The 17,126-nt window shown below is 66.4% G+C and carries 14 protein-coding genes and 1 riboswitch; of the genes, 11 read left to right on the top strand and 3 right to left on the bottom strand.

What is annotated here, in order from left to right; all coding sequences use genetic code 11:
• Positions 1 to 58: 58 nt before the first annotated feature.
• A complete protein-coding gene (locus tag B5M41_RS11475) occupies positions 59 to 2,611 on the bottom strand; it encodes an ABC transporter permease (protein WP_134648254.1) in 2,553 nt (850 codons plus the stop codon).
• On the bottom strand, positions 2,608 to 3,321 hold the full coding sequence (locus tag B5M41_RS11470; RefSeq protein WP_134648252.1) for an ABC transporter ATP-binding protein: 714 nt from the start codon (positions 3,319 to 3,321) through the stop codon (positions 2,608 to 2,610). The genes B5M41_RS11475 and B5M41_RS11470 overlap by 4 nt, the downstream gene beginning before the upstream one ends.
• A gap of 59 nt (positions 3,322 to 3,380) precedes the next feature.
• Here B5M41_RS11470 and B5M41_RS11465 point away from each other — a divergent pair, with 59 nt between their 5' ends.
• From B5M41_RS11465 to B5M41_RS11435, 7 genes are all read left to right on the top strand, one after another.
• Complete coding sequence (locus B5M41_RS11465; RefSeq protein ID WP_134648250.1) at positions 3,381 to 4,025, top strand: arylesterase; 645 nt, start codon at positions 3,381 to 3,383, stop codon at positions 4,023 to 4,025.
• 82 nt (positions 4,026 to 4,107) lie between these two features.
• Positions 4,108 to 4,689 carry an RNA 2',3'-cyclic phosphodiesterase gene (gene thpR / locus B5M41_RS11460; RefSeq protein WP_134648248.1) on the top strand — a complete coding sequence of 194 codons (582 nt, stop codon included), beginning with the start codon at positions 4,108 to 4,110 and terminating at the stop codon, positions 4,687 to 4,689.
• 275 nt (positions 4,690 to 4,964) lie between these two features.
• Positions 4,965 to 8,042: a helicase-related protein gene (locus tag B5M41_RS11455; RefSeq protein ID WP_230640058.1), complete on the top strand. Its 3,078-nt coding sequence runs from the start codon at positions 4,965 to 4,967 to the stop codon at positions 8,040 to 8,042.
• A gap of 3 nt (positions 8,043 to 8,045) precedes the next feature.
• On the top strand, positions 8,046 to 8,465 hold the full coding sequence (locus B5M41_RS11450; RefSeq protein ID WP_134652968.1) for an RNA-binding S4 domain-containing protein: 420 nt from the start codon (positions 8,046 to 8,048) through the stop codon (positions 8,463 to 8,465).
• Positions 8,466 to 8,683: 218 nt separating this feature from the next.
• A complete protein-coding gene (gene fdxA, locus B5M41_RS11445; protein WP_134652966.1) occupies positions 8,684 to 9,022 on the top strand; it encodes a ferredoxin FdxA in 339 nt (112 codons plus the stop codon).
• A gap of 369 nt (positions 9,023 to 9,391) precedes the next feature.
• Positions 9,392 to 9,961 (top strand): CarD family transcriptional regulator, encoded by a 570-nt coding sequence (locus B5M41_RS11440; RefSeq protein ID WP_119257839.1) that lies wholly within the window; start codon positions 9,392 to 9,394, stop codon positions 9,959 to 9,961.
• A 231-nt stretch (positions 9,962 to 10,192) separates the two neighbouring features.
• Positions 10,193 to 11,053 carry an RNA polymerase factor sigma-32 gene (locus B5M41_RS11435; protein ID WP_134652964.1) on the top strand — a complete coding sequence of 287 codons (861 nt, stop codon included), beginning with the start codon at positions 10,193 to 10,195 and terminating at the stop codon, positions 11,051 to 11,053.
• A gap of 78 nt (positions 11,054 to 11,131) precedes the next feature.
• Here the strand turns inward: B5M41_RS11435 and B5M41_RS11430 are convergent, their stop codons facing one another.
• Entirely contained in the window at positions 11,132 to 11,311 is a 180-nt protein-coding gene (locus B5M41_RS11430) for a hypothetical protein (protein WP_134652962.1), read from the bottom strand.
• 188 nt (positions 11,312 to 11,499) lie between these two features.
• Positions 11,500 to 11,611, top strand: a riboswitch (TPP riboswitch).
• 37 nt (positions 11,612 to 11,648) lie between these two features.
• Here B5M41_RS11430 and thiB point away from each other — a divergent pair.
• The 4 genes from thiB (at position 11,649) to B5M41_RS11410 (ending at position 16,744) form a co-directional block, all read left to right on the top strand.
• Complete coding sequence (gene thiB / locus B5M41_RS11425) at positions 11,649 to 12,656, top strand: thiamine ABC transporter substrate binding subunit (protein WP_134652960.1); 1,008 nt, start codon at positions 11,649 to 11,651, stop codon at positions 12,654 to 12,656.
• 16 nt (positions 12,657 to 12,672) lie between these two features.
• Positions 12,673 to 14,313: a thiamine/thiamine pyrophosphate ABC transporter permease gene (gene thiP / locus B5M41_RS11420; RefSeq protein WP_134652972.1), complete on the top strand. Its 1,641-nt coding sequence runs from the start codon at positions 12,673 to 12,675 to the stop codon at positions 14,311 to 14,313.
• Positions 14,306 to 15,025 carry a thiamine ABC transporter ATP-binding protein gene (gene thiQ / locus B5M41_RS11415; RefSeq protein WP_134652958.1) on the top strand — a complete coding sequence of 240 codons (720 nt, stop codon included), beginning with the start codon at positions 14,306 to 14,308 and terminating at the stop codon, positions 15,023 to 15,025. The genes thiP and thiQ overlap by 8 nt, the downstream gene beginning before the upstream one ends.
• Positions 15,026 to 15,238: 213 nt before the next feature.
• Positions 15,239 to 16,744 carry a M48 family metalloprotease gene (locus tag B5M41_RS11410; protein WP_134652956.1) on the top strand — a complete coding sequence of 502 codons (1,506 nt, stop codon included), beginning with the start codon at positions 15,239 to 15,241 and terminating at the stop codon, positions 16,742 to 16,744.
• Positions 16,745 to 17,126 lie beyond the last annotated feature (382 nt).

The raw sequence follows: 17,126 nt of genomic DNA, 5'->3' as shown, positions 1-17,126 counted from the left end.
CATCAATTGTGTTGTGCACAAGACCTGCGACCCCAGGGAGAATGGCGGGGCGTGCGATTTAGAGCTCCCGCAGCACCGGTGCCGCCTTCTGTCCCAGAATGCGCCACGTCCCGGCCAGGCCGATACCGACCGTCATGATCAGCGCCGTCGCCACCGTCATCACGGCCACATCAGGCAGGAAGCTCGACGGCAGCTTCATGATGCGGGCCACCACGAACCAGGCCGATACGCCGCCGGCAAAGAGCGCAAACAGCGCCGTCGCCAGCCCGAGCATCAGGTACTCGTAGCTGAAGGCGCGGATCAGCGTGGCGCGGGTGGCGCCCAGCGTCTTCAGGACGACGGCATCGTGCACGCGTGCCCGGTTGCCGGCGGCCAGCGCGCCGGCCAGCACCAGGATGGAGGCGATCAGCGCCACGGCGGCGGCCGCGCGGATGGCGGTCGCCAGCTGGCCGACCAGCTCGTTCACCACATCGAGTGCATCCTTGACGCGCACGCTGGTCACGGTCGGATAGGCATTGGTGATGGCTCTCAGCGTCGCGGCTTCCTGCGCCGCCGTCGCGCCCGGATCGATCACGGTGGCGAGCCAGGCATGCGGCGCGCCGGCGAAGGTGTTGGGCGAGAAGACCATCACGAAGTTGATCGACAGCGATTCCCACTCGACATTGCGGAAGTTGGCGATGCGCGCCGTGATGTTGCGGCCGAGCACGTTGACGGTCACGGTGTCACCGAGCTTCAGGCCCAGTTCGCGACCCTCGTCGGTCGAGAACGAGACGAGCGGTTCGCCCGTATAATCCTCCGGCCACCATTCGCCCGCGCTCAGGGTGGAATTCTCCGGCACGTTCTTCGCATAGGTGATGCCGCGATCGCCGCGCAGCACCCATTGACCCTCCGGCGGTACCTCCACCTTGGCGACATCCACGCCGTTCAGCTCCATCACGCGGCCGCGCAGCATCGGCACCTCGATGATCTTGCCGTCGGGCATGTTGGCGGAGAGCACGTCGCGGAAGCCGTCGAGCTCGCTGCCCTGGATGTCGACGAAGAAGAAGTTCGGCGCGCGGTCCGGCAGGCTGCCGGTCAGCTCACGGCGCAAATTGCCGTCGATCAGCGTCAGCGTCACCAGCAGCGCGAGCCCCAGGCCGAGCGACAGCACGACCGAGGACGTGAGCGCGCCCGGCCGATGGATGTTGCCGATGGCGAGCCTGAGCGAGGGCGAGTTCACCCGCGGGCTGCGTTTGGCGATTGCCGTGATCAGCATGGCGACGGCGCGCAGCACCACGAAGGCGAAGGCGATGGCGCCGAGGAACACCGAGGCGATGTAGCGGTCATAGGCGGTGAAGATCGCCAGTCCCGCCAGTGCCGCGAGGAATGCGGCAGCACCCAGCACATAGGGCCAGCTCGGCAGGCGTGACGATTGGAATCCCTGTTCGCGGAACAGCGCCGTCGCCGGCACCTCGCGGGCATGGCCGAGCGGCATGATGGCGAAGGCGAGCGCCGTCAGAAGGCCGAAGACGGCGGCCAGCAGCAGAGCGGAGGGATAAAGCTGCGCCTCGGCCGGCACCGGCAGCACGCCCTCGAGGAACTGCATGGCAACGAGCGGCATCAGCGCACCCGCGACGAGGCCGATGAGAATGCCGACGGCCGCAATCAGCGCGATCTGCGTGAGATAGACGAGCGCCACCAGCGAGGCCGGCGCACCCAGGCATTTGAAGGTGGCGATGACCGAGCGCTTGGAATCGAGATAGGCCCGCACCGCATTCGCCACGCCCACGCCGCCGACGATCAGCGCCGTGAGGCCGACCAGCGTCAGGAACTGCGAGAAGCGCCTGATGTTGGCGGTGAGCGAGGGGGCCGCGCTGTCGGCGGTGCGGATCGACCATCCCGCGGTCGGGAACGCCTTTGCCGAATCGTCCCGGATCGTCGCGATGGATGCATCGGGATTGGTCAGGCGGATGCGGTAGGCGTTTTCGACGAGGCTGCCGGTCTGGACCAGTCCGCTGGCCTGCAAGGCCTCTTGCGAAAGCATCAGGCGCGGGGCAAGCCCGAACCCTTCGGAAACGGCATCCGGCTCGCGCGCCATGGTCGCCGTCACCTTGATCTTCGCATTGCCGAGCAGGATCTCGTCGCCGACGGCGATGTTGAGCCGGTCGAGCAGCAGCGGCGCGACGATGGCGCCCCAGGCGTCGCCCTGCCGGGCCATCAGGTCGGCGGAGGGCTGTTGCGGCACGGTTTCCAGCGCGCCGTAGAGCGGATAGGCGCCGTCGACGCCGCGCGCCTCCACCAGCGTCTGGTCGGACCCGTCGGGCAGGCGCGCCATGGAGCGCAGCCCGGTCGACAGCGACACGTCGCCGAGGCCCTGGAAATAGGCCATTTCCTCCGGCGTCGCCGTGCGGTTGCGCAGCTCGAAACGCACGTCGCCGGCCAATAGCGACTGGCCTTGCGAGGCGATCGCCTGCGTGATGGCGCTGGAAACAGAATTGACGCCGGCAATGGCCGCCGTGCCGAGCGCGATGCAGGCGAGGAAGATGTAGAAGCCCTTCAGGCCGCCGCGCATCTCGCGCAGCGCCAGGCGAAGGGCAAGCGGAAACTGTTTGAGGACCGCACCGATCCTCATGCCGGCACCGCCTCGGAAACGGCTGCCGCGGGCGCGGCCCCCGAGACGATCTCGCCCGAGCGCATGGCGACCTGCCGGCTGCACCGGGCGGCAAGGGCGGGGTCGTGCGTCACCAGCACCAGCGTCATGCCGCGCTCGGCCTGCTTGGCAAACAGGAGGTCGGCGATCTGCCGGCCGGTTTCCGTGTCGAGATTGCCGGTCGGCTCATCGGCGATCAGCAACTTCGGCGAGGGCGCCAGCGCCCGGGCAATCGCCACGCGCTGCTGCTCGCCGCCCGAGAGCTGGCCGGGATAGTGCGACAGGCGCTCGCCCAGCCCGACGGCCGTCAGCTCACGCCGGGCGATGTCGAAGGCGCCGGCCACATTGGCCAGTTCCAGCGGCACAGCGACATTCTCCAGCGCCGTCATGTTGGGAATGAGGTGAAAGGACTGGAACACGATGCCGATATTGCGGCCGCGGAAATCGGCGACCTGGTCCTCGTTCATGCCGTGCAGGCCTGCGCCGTCGATGTGGATTTCGCCGCTGTCGAGCCGCTCCAGGCCGGCCAGAACCATCAGCAGCGTCGACTTGCCGGAACCCGAGGGTCCGACGATGCCGACCGATTCGCCTGCATCGATCGAAAGGTCGATCCCCTTGAGCACATGCACGGAGGCGGCCGCCTGGCCCAGGGTGAGATCGGCTTTTTTGAGATCGATGATGCTTTTGGCCAAGGAATTCTGCCCTATATGATTGTGAAGAACCGCAATGCCAGCAATCTAGGAACCTCGCCATGGCGTTTAAAGCGACGCTCGGATTTTTAACCGCCCTTGCGATCACAGCTTTGTTATCCGTCGGTGCCGCGCGCGCCGAGCCCGTCAAGCTCGTCGGTTTCGGTGACAGCCTGATGGCCGGCTACCAGCTTCCGGCGGGCGATGCCTTCCCCGTCAAGCTGGAAGCCGCCCTGCGCGCCAAGGGGCATGAGGTGGAGATCGCCAATGCCGGCGTTTCCGGCGATACGACCTCCGGCGGCCTTGCGCGCCTCGACTGGTCGATCCCCGACGGCACGCAGGGCGTGATCCTCGAACTCGGCGCCAACGATGCGCTGCGCGGCATTGCGCCCGAAGAGACCGAAAAGAACCTCGACACGATGATCACGCGGCTGAAGGAGCGCGGCATCGCCGTGTTGCTCGCCGGCATGCTCGCGCCGCCGAACATGGGCCCCGAATATGCCGAGCGCTTCAACGCCGTCTACGGCAAGCTTGCCGAGAAGCACGACGTGCCGCTCTATCCGTTCTTCCTCGAAGGCGTCGTCACCAAGGCCGATCTCCAGCTGGAGGACGGCATGCACCCCAACGCGAAAGGCGTGGATGCGATGGTGCAGGCGATGCTTCCGGCCGCCGAACGTTTCCTGACCTCCCTCAAGGCCGGGGAGTAATTCTCGCGGGTGCGAAATTAGGGTTGCGCGAAACGGCTTTGCGTGATTCGCTGACGTTACATTCCAGTAGGGAGAGGTCATCATGCCGAGACTTTTCGTCGCCCTCGAAGTGCCGCGCAACGCGGCGATGAGCCTCTCGCTTTTGAGAGGCGGCCTTCCCGGAGCCCGCTGGATCGATGTCGAGAACTTCCACATAACCCTTCGTTTCATCGGCGACATCGACGGCCGCACGGCCGACGAGGTGGTCGACCGGCTCGACCGCATCGAGCGGCCGGAATTCCAGCTGGCGCTGTCCGGCATCGGCTCCTTCGGGTCGAAGAAGCCCCATTCCGTCTTCGCCGGCGTCACGCAGGCGCCGGAAATGTATGCGCTGCAGGCTGAAATCGAACGCATCTGCCAGCGGCTCGGCCTGCCGGCCGATCCGCGCAAGTTCACGCCGCATGTCACGCTGGCGCGCCTGCGCAATGCCCGCACCGAGGATGTCGCGCGCTACCTTACCGGCCGCGGCAATTTCCACACCGCCCCCTTCATGGTGAACCGCTTCGTGCTGATGTCCTCCAAGGAATCCGTCGGCGGCGGCCCCTACCTCACCGAAGAGGTGTTCCCCCTCTACGACACCGGAAGCGCCTGGGACGGCACGGATATCTACGATCATCCGGTGTGAAAGGCATTTTCGGTTTCAAGTAACCGTGCACCGTCTTGGGTCCGATTCAGCATCTTGTGGCGGGATCGTGAGTCCGATCAAGCACTTGCGGTGAACAAAGCCGGAATGCGGGCGAGTCAGCGATTCGTCTCCGTTTCGTTCCGCGGCTGTTCCATGAGCCGGCAAAACATCGGAAAATCCGGCGCATTTCGCCTTGCCCCTTGCCATCGGTGGCTGCGATGGGCATCTGTTGCCGGAAACGGAACCAGCCGGGGCATGTCTTGTCGCAAGCACCCATGATTGTGAGCGGCCGCGGGGTCACCGCGGTGCTCGGCCCGACCAATACGGGCAAGACCCACTACGCAATCGAACGCATGGTGGCACATGAGACGGGCATTATCGGCCTGCCTCTGCGCCTTCTGGCGCGCGAGGTCTATACGCGCCTCGTCGAGCGGGTCGGCCAGCACAATGTCGCGCTCATCACCGGCGAGGAGAAGATCACGCCGCATATGGCGCGCTTTTCGGTCTGCACGGTGGAGGCCATGCCGCGCGAGACGCGCGCCTCCTTCGTCGCCATCGACGAGGTGCAGCTTGCCGGCGATCTGGAGCGCGGCCACATCTTCACCGACCGGGTGCTGCATCTGCGCGGGCGCGACGAGACGCTGCTTTTGGGTGCGGGCACCATGAAGCCGATCCTCGAGCAGATGCTGCCGGGCATCCATGTCATCGAGCGTCCGCGGCTTTCCCAGCTGTTCTATTCCGGCTCCAAGAAGATCACCCGCCTGCCGCAGCGCACGGCCATCGTCGCCTTCTCGGCCGACGAGGTCTACGCCATCGCCGAGCTCATCCGTCGCCAGCGCGGCGGGGCGGCCGTGGTGCTCGGCGCACTTTCGCCGCGCACCCGCAATGCACAGGTCGCGCTTTACCAGGAGGGCGATGTCGAATATCTCGTCGCGACGGACGCGATCGGCATGGGCCTCAACCTCGATGTCGACCATGTCGCCTTCGCGCAGGACCGCAAGTTCGACGGCTACCAGTTCCGCAATCTCAATCCGGCCGAGCTTGCCCAGATCGCCGGCCGCGCCGGCCGGCACCTGCGCGACGGCACGTTCGGTGTCACGGGCCGCGTCGATCCCTTCGACGAGGAGCTTGTCGAGCGCATCGAGACGCACCAGTTCGATCCGGTCAAGGTTCTTCAATGGCGCACGACCCGCTTCGACTATTCCTCGCTGCAATCGCTTCGCCTGTCGCTCGAGGCCGCCCCGCCGATCGGCGGGCTGACGCGGGCGCTTCCGGCGGTCGACCAGCAGGCGCTGGAGCACCTGTCGCGCTATCCCGATATCCGTGAGCTCGCCACCACGCCCGAGCGCGTCGAAAAGCTGTGGGAAGCCTGCGCGCTGCCCGACTATCGCCGCATCACCCCGGCCCAGCATGCCGACCTCATCTCGACGCTCTATGCGGATCTCGTCCGGCGCGGCACGGTCAACGAGGACTTCATGGCCGACCAGGTCCGCCGCTCGGATCGCACGGATGGCGAGATCGACACGCTTTCGGCGCGAATCGCGCAGATAAGGACGTGGACCTATGTGTCGAATCGGCCCGGATGGCTTGCCGATCCGACACACTGGCAGGAAAAGACGCGGGAAATCGAAGACCGATTGTCCGATGCGTTACATGAACGGTTGACGAAACGCTTTGTTGATCGCAGGACATCTGTGCTCATGAAGCGCCTGAGAGAGAATGCGATGCTGGAAGCTGAAATCAGTGTGAATGGCGATGTCTTCGTGGAAGGACATCATGTCGGGCAGTTGGCCGGTTTCCGGTTCACGCTCGTCTCCGGAACGGAAGGTCCCGATGCGAAGGCCGTGCAGGCGGCTGCGCAGAAGGCGCTCGCGCTGGAGTTCGAAGCCCGGGCCGCGCGCCTGCATGCGGCCGGCAATGGCGACCTCGCGCTCGGTTCCGACGGCACCGTGCGCTGGCTCGGCGATCCCGTCGCCCGTCTTGCCGCGTCCGATCACATCATGCGCCCGCGCGTCATCCTGCTCTCCGACGAGCAGCTGACGGGCAATGCGCGCGACCATGTCGCCGCCCGCATCGAGCGTTTCGTGAACCATCACATCGCCACCGTCCTGAAGCCGCTCGACGATCTTTCCCGTGCGGAAGACCTGCAGGGTCTCGCCAAGGGCCTGGCCTTCCAGCTCGTCGAAAACCTCGGCGTGCTGTTCCGCCGTGACGTGGCCGACGACGTGAAGTCGCTCGACCAGGACGGCCGCGCCTCCATGCGCAAGCACGGCATCCGCTTCGGCGCCTACCACATCTTCATGCCCGCACTACTGAAGCCGGCCCCGGCCGAACTCATCACGCTGCTCTGGGCGCTGAAGAACGACGGCCTCGACAAGCCGGGCTATGGCGATCTCATCCCGGTCCTCGCCGCCGGCCGCACGTCGGTCGTCACCGATCCGAGCTATGAGCGCACCTTCTACAAGCTCGCCGGCTTCCGGTTCCTCGGCAAGCGCGCCGTGCGCATCGACATTCTCGAGCGTCTCGCCGACCTCATCCGTCCGCTGCTTCAGTGGAAGCCGGGCACGCCGCGTCCGGACGGCGCCTATGACGGCCGCCGCTTCACCGCGACGACCGCCATGCTTTCCATCCTCGGCGCCACGCCCGACGACATGGAAGAGATCCTCAAGGGTCTCGGCTACCGCGCCGACAGCGTGACCGCCGAAGAGGCCGCCGCCTTCCTTGCCGCCCAGGCCCCGGCCGATGCGGGTGCTGCCACTCCGGCGGACGCCGCAGGCGAGCAGGATGGCGATGCCGACGAGGCGCAGGCCGACGCTGCCGAGGAAACGGCAGGCGAAGCCCCCGTCGCGGAAGCACCCGCGTCCGAAACGCCCGTTGAAGAGACGCCGGCCGCCGAGACCGCGGAAGCCCCGGCCGCATTGGATGCCGCAGCCCCCGAGGCTGCCGGCGAAAGCGCCGAGCCGGTCGAGGCCAAGCCCGTGCTTCTCTGGCGTCCGGGTTCGCGCCACGACAACCAGCGCCAGGGCGGCCACCGCCATGGCGGCGAGCGGCCCGAGCGTGGCGAACGCCGTGGCGGCGACCGCAACCGCGGCCAGCAGGCCGGGGAGCGCGGTGAACGCGGCGAGCGTCGCGAAGGCGGCCGCGGCCGTCCCGACCAGAATCGCGGCGGCCGCGACGGAAAGCCGCAGGGCGGCAACCGCGACCGCAACGAGCAGCGCGGCGAGCGCAACGAGCGCGGCGGAAAGCCGCAACAGGCGAAGTTCGAGGCCCGTCCGCCCCGCAAGGAGAAGCCGATCGATCCGGATTCGCCCTTCGCAAAGCTCGCGGCGCTCAAGGAGCAGCTGAAGAAGTAAGCCATGGCGCGCGACGAGGAACAGCCGGCCGGTCAGGCGCGACAGCGCATCGACAAGTGGCTGTTCTTCGCGCGCCTGCGCAAGTCGCGCTCGCTGGCGGCGAAGTCCGTCGAGGCGGGCGATGTGCGCGTCAACGATCTCGCCATCCGCCAGCCCTCCTATGCCGTGCGTCCCGGTGATGTCGTCGTGCTTTCGCTCGAGCGCCACGACATGGTGGTGAAGGTGCTCCAGACCGGCGAGCGCCGCGGCCCCTATGAGGAGGCCCGCCTTCTCTACAGCGACATGACGCCGCCCCCGCCGCCGCGCGAGGAGCGCAATCTCTTCGCCCAGGCCACGCGCGAGCGCGGCGCCGGCCGGCCCACCAAGCGCGAACGCCGCGAGATCGACCGCCTGCACGATTATCCGGGCGAAGGCGACGACTGAGTGCCGGGCCGTTCCGGGCCGCGCTTTAGAATTCTATACCTCGCAAGCCGCAGATCGCGCATGTATTACGCTTGCAAAGCGCCCGCAAAGCCTTTACCTCAGCCACCGGACAGCCTGCTTCTCGCATCTCCTGCTGTCTGCCAGCCGATTGCGTGACAGGCTTTGCGGCAATGGACGGTTCCGCCGTCCGCCTGCTTGTGATTTTTCTGGAGTTCATCATGACGTATGTCGTGACCGACAACTGCATCCGCTGCAAATATACGGACTGTGTCGAAGTCTGCCCTGTCGACTGCTTCTACGAAGGCGAGAACTTCCTGGTCATCCACCCGGACGAGTGCATCGATTGCGGCGTCTGCGAGCCGGAATGTCCCGCCGAGGCGATCAAGCCCGATACGGAGCCGGGTCTCGACAAGTGGTTGAAGATCAATACGGAATTCGCGTCGATCTGGCCCAACATCACCGTGAAGCGGGATGCGCTGCCCGAGGCCAAGGAAATGGACGGCGTGGAAGGCAAGTACGAGCAGTACTTCTCGCCCAATCCGGGCAAGGGCGACTGACCGGCCGCACCGCGGCCGCCGAAGCTGGGGAAAAAAGCCTGTCCTCGCCAAAAGGCGATAGGGCAGGCTTGATGACCCATGCGAAGCAAATTATTGATTTCGGCACTTTTTTGTGGTAGGGTCCTGATACTGATCCACATCGCGGCATTTTGCGTGCCCGAACACCACCACGAAAGCAAACGATCCCTCACCGTCGCTCACCTCCCATAGGCAACCTCGGTTGCTCGCATGTGATCGCGTTGCAGTGGACCTCTTTGCGCATGGCGGACGGACCAGAGTGGTGACACCGCAGGGTGCCCCCCGTCTTTCCCGGGTCCCCGGACCCACCCCGGCCTCATCGGGGAGTGTAACAGGGAGTATTTGAACAGAATGACGACCCAGCAGAAGAAATCTTCCACGCGCCAGGGCTTCAAGACCGGCGAGTCGATCGTCTATCCCGCCCACGGTGTCGGCCAGATCGTGGCCATCGAGGAGCAGGAAGTCGCCGGCATGAAGCTTGAGCTTTTTGTCATCGATTTCGAAAAGGACAAGATGCGTCTCAAGGTGCCGGTTGCCAAGGCCGTTTCCATCGGCATGCGCAAACTGTCGGAGACCGATTTCGTCGACCGCGCGCTGAAGGTTGTCCAGGGCAAGGCCCGCGTGAAGCGCACCATGTGGTCGCGCCGCGCGCAGGAATACGATGCCAAGATCAATTCCGGCGACCTGATCTCGATTGCCGAAGTGGTCCGTGACCTCTATCGCGCCGAGAACCAGCCGGAGCAGTCCTATTCCGAGCGCCAGCTTTACGAAGCCGCCCTCGACCGCATGGCCCGCGAAATCGCCGCCGTCAACAAGATGTCGGAAACCGAAGCCGTCCGTCTCGTCGAGACGAACCTCGCCAAGGGTCCGAAGCGCGGCAAGGCCATCGAGGAAGACGACAGCCAGGACGAGGCCGCCTGATCTAGGGCACTCCGTCACGATTTAAAGCCCGGCTGGCGACAGCCGGGTTTTTTTATGGAACTTTTTTGCGGCACGCCCGTTTGACTGGCCGAGGATGACCGAAGGGCGCTGTGCCGCGGCATCGTCCCGGCCATGCCGGGCGATCCACTGGCCTCTCCGGACTGTCTTCTCTATGGGCGAACGGGTGGTTCATGCCTCCCCGGAGCCGGTTCGGTTCACGTGGAGAGACGCATGGCTACGACGACAGCAGAGCGCCGCATGATCAAGCTTGCCATGTCCGCGCCCTACCTTGAGAGGGACGAGGAACAGGCTCTTGCCCAGGCCTGGAAGAACAATCAAGACCAGGAAGCCCGTAACCGCATCGCGATGGCCCATATGCGCCTTGTCGTTTCGATGGCGGGCAAGTTCCGCAATTTCGGCCTGCCGCTCAGCGATCTCGTGCAGGAAGGCTATATCGGCCTTCTGGAAGCCGCCGCCCGCTTCGAGCCGGAGCGGCAGGTGCGCTTCTCCACCTATGCCAGCTGGTGGATCCGCGCCTCGGTCCAGGATTACGTGCTTCGCAACTGGTCCATCGTGCGCGGCGGCACCAGTTCGGCGCAGAAGGCGCTGTTCTTCAACCTGCGCCGTCTGCGTGCCCGGCTCGCCCGCGGCGACACCCGTCTGACCGCCGAGGCCATGCATCAGGAAATCGCCGCCGCCATCGGTGTCAGCACCGCCGACGTGCGCACCATGGATGCGCGCCTGTCCTCGTCGGATATCTCGCTGCAGGCGCCGATCTCGCCCAATGAAGGCGAGGGCGCCAGCCGCATCGATCTTCTCGCCAGCGAGGCCCCCCTGCCGGACGAGCAGGCCGAGGGCTCCATCGATGGCGAACGCCGCCACCACTGGCTCTATTCGGCGCTCGGCGAACTCAACGAGCGCGAGATGAAGATCATCCGCGCCCGCCGCCTCGCCGAAAACGGCGCAACGCTCGAGGAACTGGGCGTCCTGCTCGGCATCTCCAAGGAACGCGTCCGCCAGATCGAGAACCGGGCGCTGGAAAAACTGAAGGCCGTCCTGGTCAGCAAGACCACGGATTTCGCCTACGCCTGAGCAGGCGAGCGCTCCCGACAGCAAAGGACCCGGATGCAGGGACATCCGGGCCTTCGGGGAGGTCATTGATGATACCGCTCAGTTGCAGACCTTGATCTTCCGGATCACGACGTCGCCGTAATAATCGTAGGACTTCACCTTCTTGATGAAGCATTGCGGCTGCTCATAGCCGTAGCTGTCGTAGCAGGCATATGAGGGCGCTGCGAAGGAAACGGCGGCGACGAAGGCAATAGTGGCGGAAACGATGGTCTTGCGCATGGGGCTCTCCTGATCTCTGGCCTGATGGATGCGTCGAGCTGTTCTCGTCCGGTGATGAGAAGATCGCACAGCGCCGCCTTGCCCGCTGTTTCCTGCGGAACAGGCCGATTTTCCGTCCATTCCCGCCTGCCGGGCTCTGCTCTCTGATCCGCCCCTTGCGCGCCGTCGCGGGCCGGATTATGCCTTGTCCTGCTCTAACGGGGTGCCCGCAGGTTTCGGTCTGCTGGCTGAGAGGCGTCACGCCAACCCGAAGAACCTGATCCGGCTCGTACCGGCGGAGGGATTAGACGGCTCAATCCAGCGCCCTATTCCCGTTGTGACAAACAAGGAGGCGCGGATGCGCACGCTACTTTCCACATTGGTTACGGCGCTCGCCGTTTGTGTCGCCGTGCCCGCATCGGCGCAGGAAAAGACGCTGACCGTCTACACCTATGAGAGCTTCATCGCCGAATGGGGCCCGGGCCCCAAGGTCAAGGAAGAGTTCGAGAAGACCTGCGGCTGCAAGGTCGAATGGGTCGGCGTGGCCGATGGCGTGGAGCTCCTGACCCGCCTCAAGCTGGAGGGCGAGGGCACCAAGGCCGACGTGGTGCTCGGTCTCGACACCAATCTGATCGCCGAGGCGAAGGCCACGGGCCTGTTCGAGGCGCATGGCCTCTCGCCGAAGGACCTGACGGTGCCCGGCGGCTTCTCCGACGATACGTTCCTGCCCTACGACTACGGCCATTTCGCCGTCGTCTATGACAGCGAGACCCTGAAGAACCCGCCGACCAGCCTCAAGGACCTGGTCGAGGGCGACCCCGCGGAGAAGATCGTCATCGAGGATCCGCGCACCTCCACGCCGGGCCTCGGCCTGCTGCTCTGGGTCAAGTCGGTTTATGGCGACAAGGCGCCCGAGGCCTGGGAAAAGCTCAAGCGGCGTGTCCTGACCGTCACGCCGGGCTGGTCGGAAGCCTATGGCCTGTTCACCAAGGGCGAGGCGCCGATGGTGCTGTCCTACACGACCTCGCCGGCCTATCACGTCATCGCGGAGAAGAACGAGCGCTACAAGGCGGCCGCCTTCTCGGAAGGCCACTATATCCAGATCGAGGTTGCCGGACTCACCCGCACCGCCGGCGACAAGGCGCTGGCCCGCCAGTTCCTCACCTACATGACGGGGCCGGATTTCCAGTCGATCATCCCAGAGACCAACTGGATGATGCCGGCTGGCAAGACCCGCGATCCGCTGCCCGCCGCCTTCGATGCACTGGTCAAGCCGGAAAAGACCTTCCTCATGTCGCCGGAGGAGGTCGCGGCCAACCGCAAGGCCTGGATCGACGAATGGCTGGCCGTGATGAGCGCCAAGTAGCCGGATAAACATCGTGATCTTCGCCCGCGCCGAAAGACGCACGCTCGATATCGCCGGCGCGCTCGCGCTTGGCGGCGTGCTGGCCTTCGTCGGCGTGGCGACCGCCGTGCTGCTCGGTCATGCCGGTTCAGGGTCCGGTGCAGGGGCCGGCGCGGGCGCGCCGCTGTTCGATGCCTATATCCTGCGGGTGGCGCGCTTCACGTTCCTTCAGGCCGCGCTTTCCACGCTGCTGTCGGTGGCGCTCGCCATTCCCGTGGCGCGTGCCCTGGCGCGCCAGCGCGCCTTTCTCGGCCGCGTCTGGATCCTGCGGCTGTCGGCCGTGCCGCTCGGCCTGCCGGCGCTCGTCGCCGCCCTCGGCATCATCGAGATCTGGGGGCGCCAGGGCGTGGTCAACGATCTCCTGCGGCTTGCCGGCCTGCAAAACCCGGTCAGCGTCTACGGGCTGACGGGCATCCTCATTGCCCATGTCTTCTTCAACCTGCCGCTCGCCGTGCGCTTCCTCGTCGCCGCGCTCGAACGCATCCCGGCGGAATACTGGCTGAGCTCGGCCAATCTCGGCATGGGCGGCGGGGCGGTGTTCCGGCTCATCGAATGGCCGGTCATCCGGCGCGTGCTGCCGGGCATTGCCGGCCTCGTCTTCATGCTGTGCGCCACGAGCTTCACCCTCGTTCTCACGCTCGGCGGCGGGCCGGCGGCCACCACCATCGAGGTCGCGATCTACCAGGCCCTGCGCTTCGATTTCGATCCAGCCCGCGCCGTCCTGCTCGCCTTCCTGCAGATCGCGGTCACAGGGCTGCTGCTCTTTGTCCTCTCGCTGTTCGGCCGGCCGCAGGATGAGGGCGTGACGGCGGGCCGCGCCATCCGCCGCTTCGACGGCCGCCGGCGGCGTGTCACGGACGGGCTCGTCATCCTCGCCTTCACCCTCTTCACCGCCGCGCCGCTGCTGGCGACGCTCGTTTCGGGCCTCGCCGCCGATTTCGGCCGGCTCGCGCTCGATCCGACGCTGCACCGCGCGCTCCTCACCAGCCTTGCGATCTCGCTTGCCTCCGCCAGCCTCAGCCTCGCCATCGCGCTGCCCGTCGTGCTGGTGCCGCAGCTTGCCGAAAGCGGCGCGGCGGGGCCGGCGCGACTGATAATGGCGGGCGTGCTTCCGGCGGTCGGCTCGCTCATCCTGCTCGTGCCGCCGGTCGTCGTGGCCACGGGCTGGTTTCTCATGCTGCGGCTTTTCGGCGAAACCGGCCGCTTCGCCCCGGCCATCGTCACCGTCATCAATGCGCTGATGGCGCTGCCCTTCGTGGTGCGCGTGCTGGGGCCTGCCTATCGCACCCATCTCGCCCGCACGGCGCGTCTGGCGCTCAGCCTCGGCATCACGGGTCGCCGCCGCCTTGTAACGATCGACTGGCCGGCGCTGAAGAAACCCTTCCTCACCGCGTTTGCCTTCGCCATGGCATTGTCGCTCGGCGATCTCGGCGCCGTCGCCATCTTCGGCGCGGAGGGTTTCGTGACGCTGCCCTGGCTGCTTTACTCGCGCATGGCAAGCTACCGCACCGCCGATGCCGCCGGCATCGCGCTCATCCTGGGCGTGCTCTGCCTGCTCCTGACGCTGCCCTCGACCGCCCCCGATCGCGCCCCCGAAAGGCCCGGCCCCGATGCCTGATACCGCCATTGCCCTTTCCGATGTCACCGTGCGCTTTGCCGAAAAGACGCTCGCCTTCGACTGCGCCATAAAGGCCGGCGCGGCCGTCGCGGTGGTCGGCCCGTCGGGTGCCGGCAAGTCGACCCTGTTCAACGTCATCGCCGGTTTCCAGCCGCCTGCGGCCGGTTCGGTGCGCCTGCTGGGCGAGGACATGGCGGGCCGCGATCCCGCCGAGCGGCCGGTCTCCATCGTCTTCCAGGACAACAACCTGTTTTCCCACCTCACCATCGCCGACAATGTCGGCCTCGGCATCGATCCGGGGCTGCGTCTGGATGCGGCGGGGTGGTGCCGCGTGTCCGAGGCGCTCGCCCGCGTCGGCCTCGGCGGTTACGAGACGCGCCTGCCCGGTTCGCTGTCCGGCGGCGAGCGGCAGCGGGTGGCGCTGGCCCGCGCGCTGGTGCGCCGCCGGCCGATCCTGCTGCTCGACGAACCCTTCGCCGCACTCGATCCCGCCATGCGCGCGGATATGGCGGCGCTGCTCGCCGATCTCGTCGCCGAGACGCAGGCGACCATGCTGTTCATCACCCACCAGCCCGAGGATATCGGCCGGCTGGCGGGCGAGGTGATCTATGTGACGGACGGCAAAATCCGCTTCCACGAGCCGGCCGGCGATTTCCTCGCCCGGCGGGAGCCGGCCGACATCGCGAAATTCCTCGGCCGTTCCGTGCCTTAGCGACGGCCGCGGCGGTTTTGCCGCGTCCGATGCCACAATTTGGTCGCCCCTCTGTGTCACCGGAGCCACATGGGAACCGTTTGTTGAATAGGGAGTTGCCGACCGTATGGGGCGCGTCTATCTCCTGCATTCACAAACGCACGATCCGCGCCGTGTCCGCATGCTTTGGCTGCAGACCGGGAGCGGACCCATCAAGGGGCGTGGGCTAGAGACATGGCGAAGGCAAGGCAGGCAGCTGCAATCGTATCCGGACGCGGGGTGAACAGGCCCGTCGCGGCCCTGTTGCTCGCCGCCACGATGCTGACCGGCTGCCAGTCGCTGATCGAGCAGAGCTACGAGCCGACGATCGCGCCGTCCTCCAATCCGCAGATCGTCGATGAGGTGCAGAAGAACGACCCGCGGGCCCAGATGGGCGCGCGCGAGCATCCGCGCATCGTCGCGAGCTATGGCGGCGAATACAAGGACGCCAAGACGGAGCGGCTTGTCGCGCGCATTACCGGCGCGCTGACGCAGGTCTCGGAAAACCCGAACCAGTCCTACCGCATCACCATCCTCAATTCGCCGGCGATCAACGCCTTCGCGCTGCCGGGCGGCTATCTCTACGTGACGCGCGGCCTGCTGGCGCTTGCCGACGATGCCTCCGAAGTCGCCGCCGTGCTGTCGCATGAAATGGCGCATGTCACCGCCAATCACGGCATCGAGCGGCAGAAGAAGGAAGAGGCCGAGGTCATCGCCAGCCGCGTGGTGGCCGAGGTCTTGTCCAGCAACATTGCCGGCAAGCAGGCGCTGGCGCGCGGCAAGCTGCGCCTTGCCGCCTTCTCGCGCAACCAGGAGCTCCAGGCCGACGTCATCGGCGTGCGCATGCTGGGCGAGGCGGGTTACGATCCCTACGCCGCCGCCCGCTTCCTGGATTCCATGGCGGCCTATGCCCGCTTCACGGCGGTCGATCCCGATGCCGACCAGAGCCTCGACTTCCTGTCGAGCCATCCCAATGCGCCGCAGCGCGTGGAACTGGCGCGCATGCATGCCCGTGCCTTTGGCGCGGAAGGGCAGGTGGGTGATCGCGGTCGCGACTACTATCTCGCCGGTATCGACGGGCTGCTCTACGGCGATGCGCCGGAAGAGGGTTATGTGCGCGGGCAGACCTTCCTGCACGGCAAGCTCGGCATCCGTTTCGACGTGCCGGCTGGCTTCCAGATCGACAACAAGGCCGATGCGGTGCTGGCGACCGGCCCCGGCGATGTCGCCATCCGCTTCGACGGCGTGGCCGACAGCCGCGGCCAGAACCTCGTCAACTACATTTCCAGCGGCTGGGTGACGGGCCTGAGGCCCGACACGATCCGCTCCGTCAGTCTCAACGGGCTGGAGGCCGCGACCGCGCGCGCCGCCGCCGACCGCTGGGAGTTCGACGTGACCGTCGTGCGCATCGACAAGAAGATCTACCGTTTCCTGACGGCGGTGCCGACCGGCTCGCCGGCGCTGGAGCCGACGGCGAACACCCTGCGCACCTCGTTCCGCAAGCTCACGCCGGCGGAAGTCGAGAGCCTGAAGCCGCTGCGCGTGCGCGTCGTCACCGCGCGCCCGGGCGATACCGTCGCCACGCTGGCCGGCCGCATGCTCGGCACCGACCGCAAGCTCGACCTCTTCCGCCTGATCAACGCCATGACCGTCACCAGCACGGTCCGCCCCGGCGAGAAGTACAAGATCATCGCCGAGTAGTGTGCACCGAATAGTGCGGTTGTCGGCGCTTGCCTTCGCTGCCGTCCTCACCGCCCCTCATCCGGGGACGTAATCCGCTCGCATCCCCTGATTTTCCAACAAAATCCGCTTCCAATTTCCCCGCCGTCTCCAGCCATGCCTACAATCCTCCCATCCCGCCCTCGGATACACCGCAAGGCGTTGCGGCGAGGCGGGGTCGGCGCGGGGCGTGGGGGGATGACGCGAAACCTCATGCACCGGGCCTGCGGAAAATGGTCTCCCTCCGGCGACACGGGGGAAGCGGCGGGATGTCGGACCGATCCTGTCGTTTCATGCCCCGAACGGCGCGCCGGGCGTGCCTGTGCGGCACACAAGGGGATCGGCATTGGCGGATGCGTCGGCA

The sequence above is a fragment of the Shinella sumterensis genome, assembly GCF_004514425.2.
GTDB classification, from domain to species: domain Bacteria; phylum Pseudomonadota; class Alphaproteobacteria; order Rhizobiales; family Rhizobiaceae; genus Shinella; species Shinella sumterensis.
The sequence above is the reverse complement of the archived record's forward strand: the minus strand, read 5'-3'. Positions and strand labels throughout refer to the sequence as shown.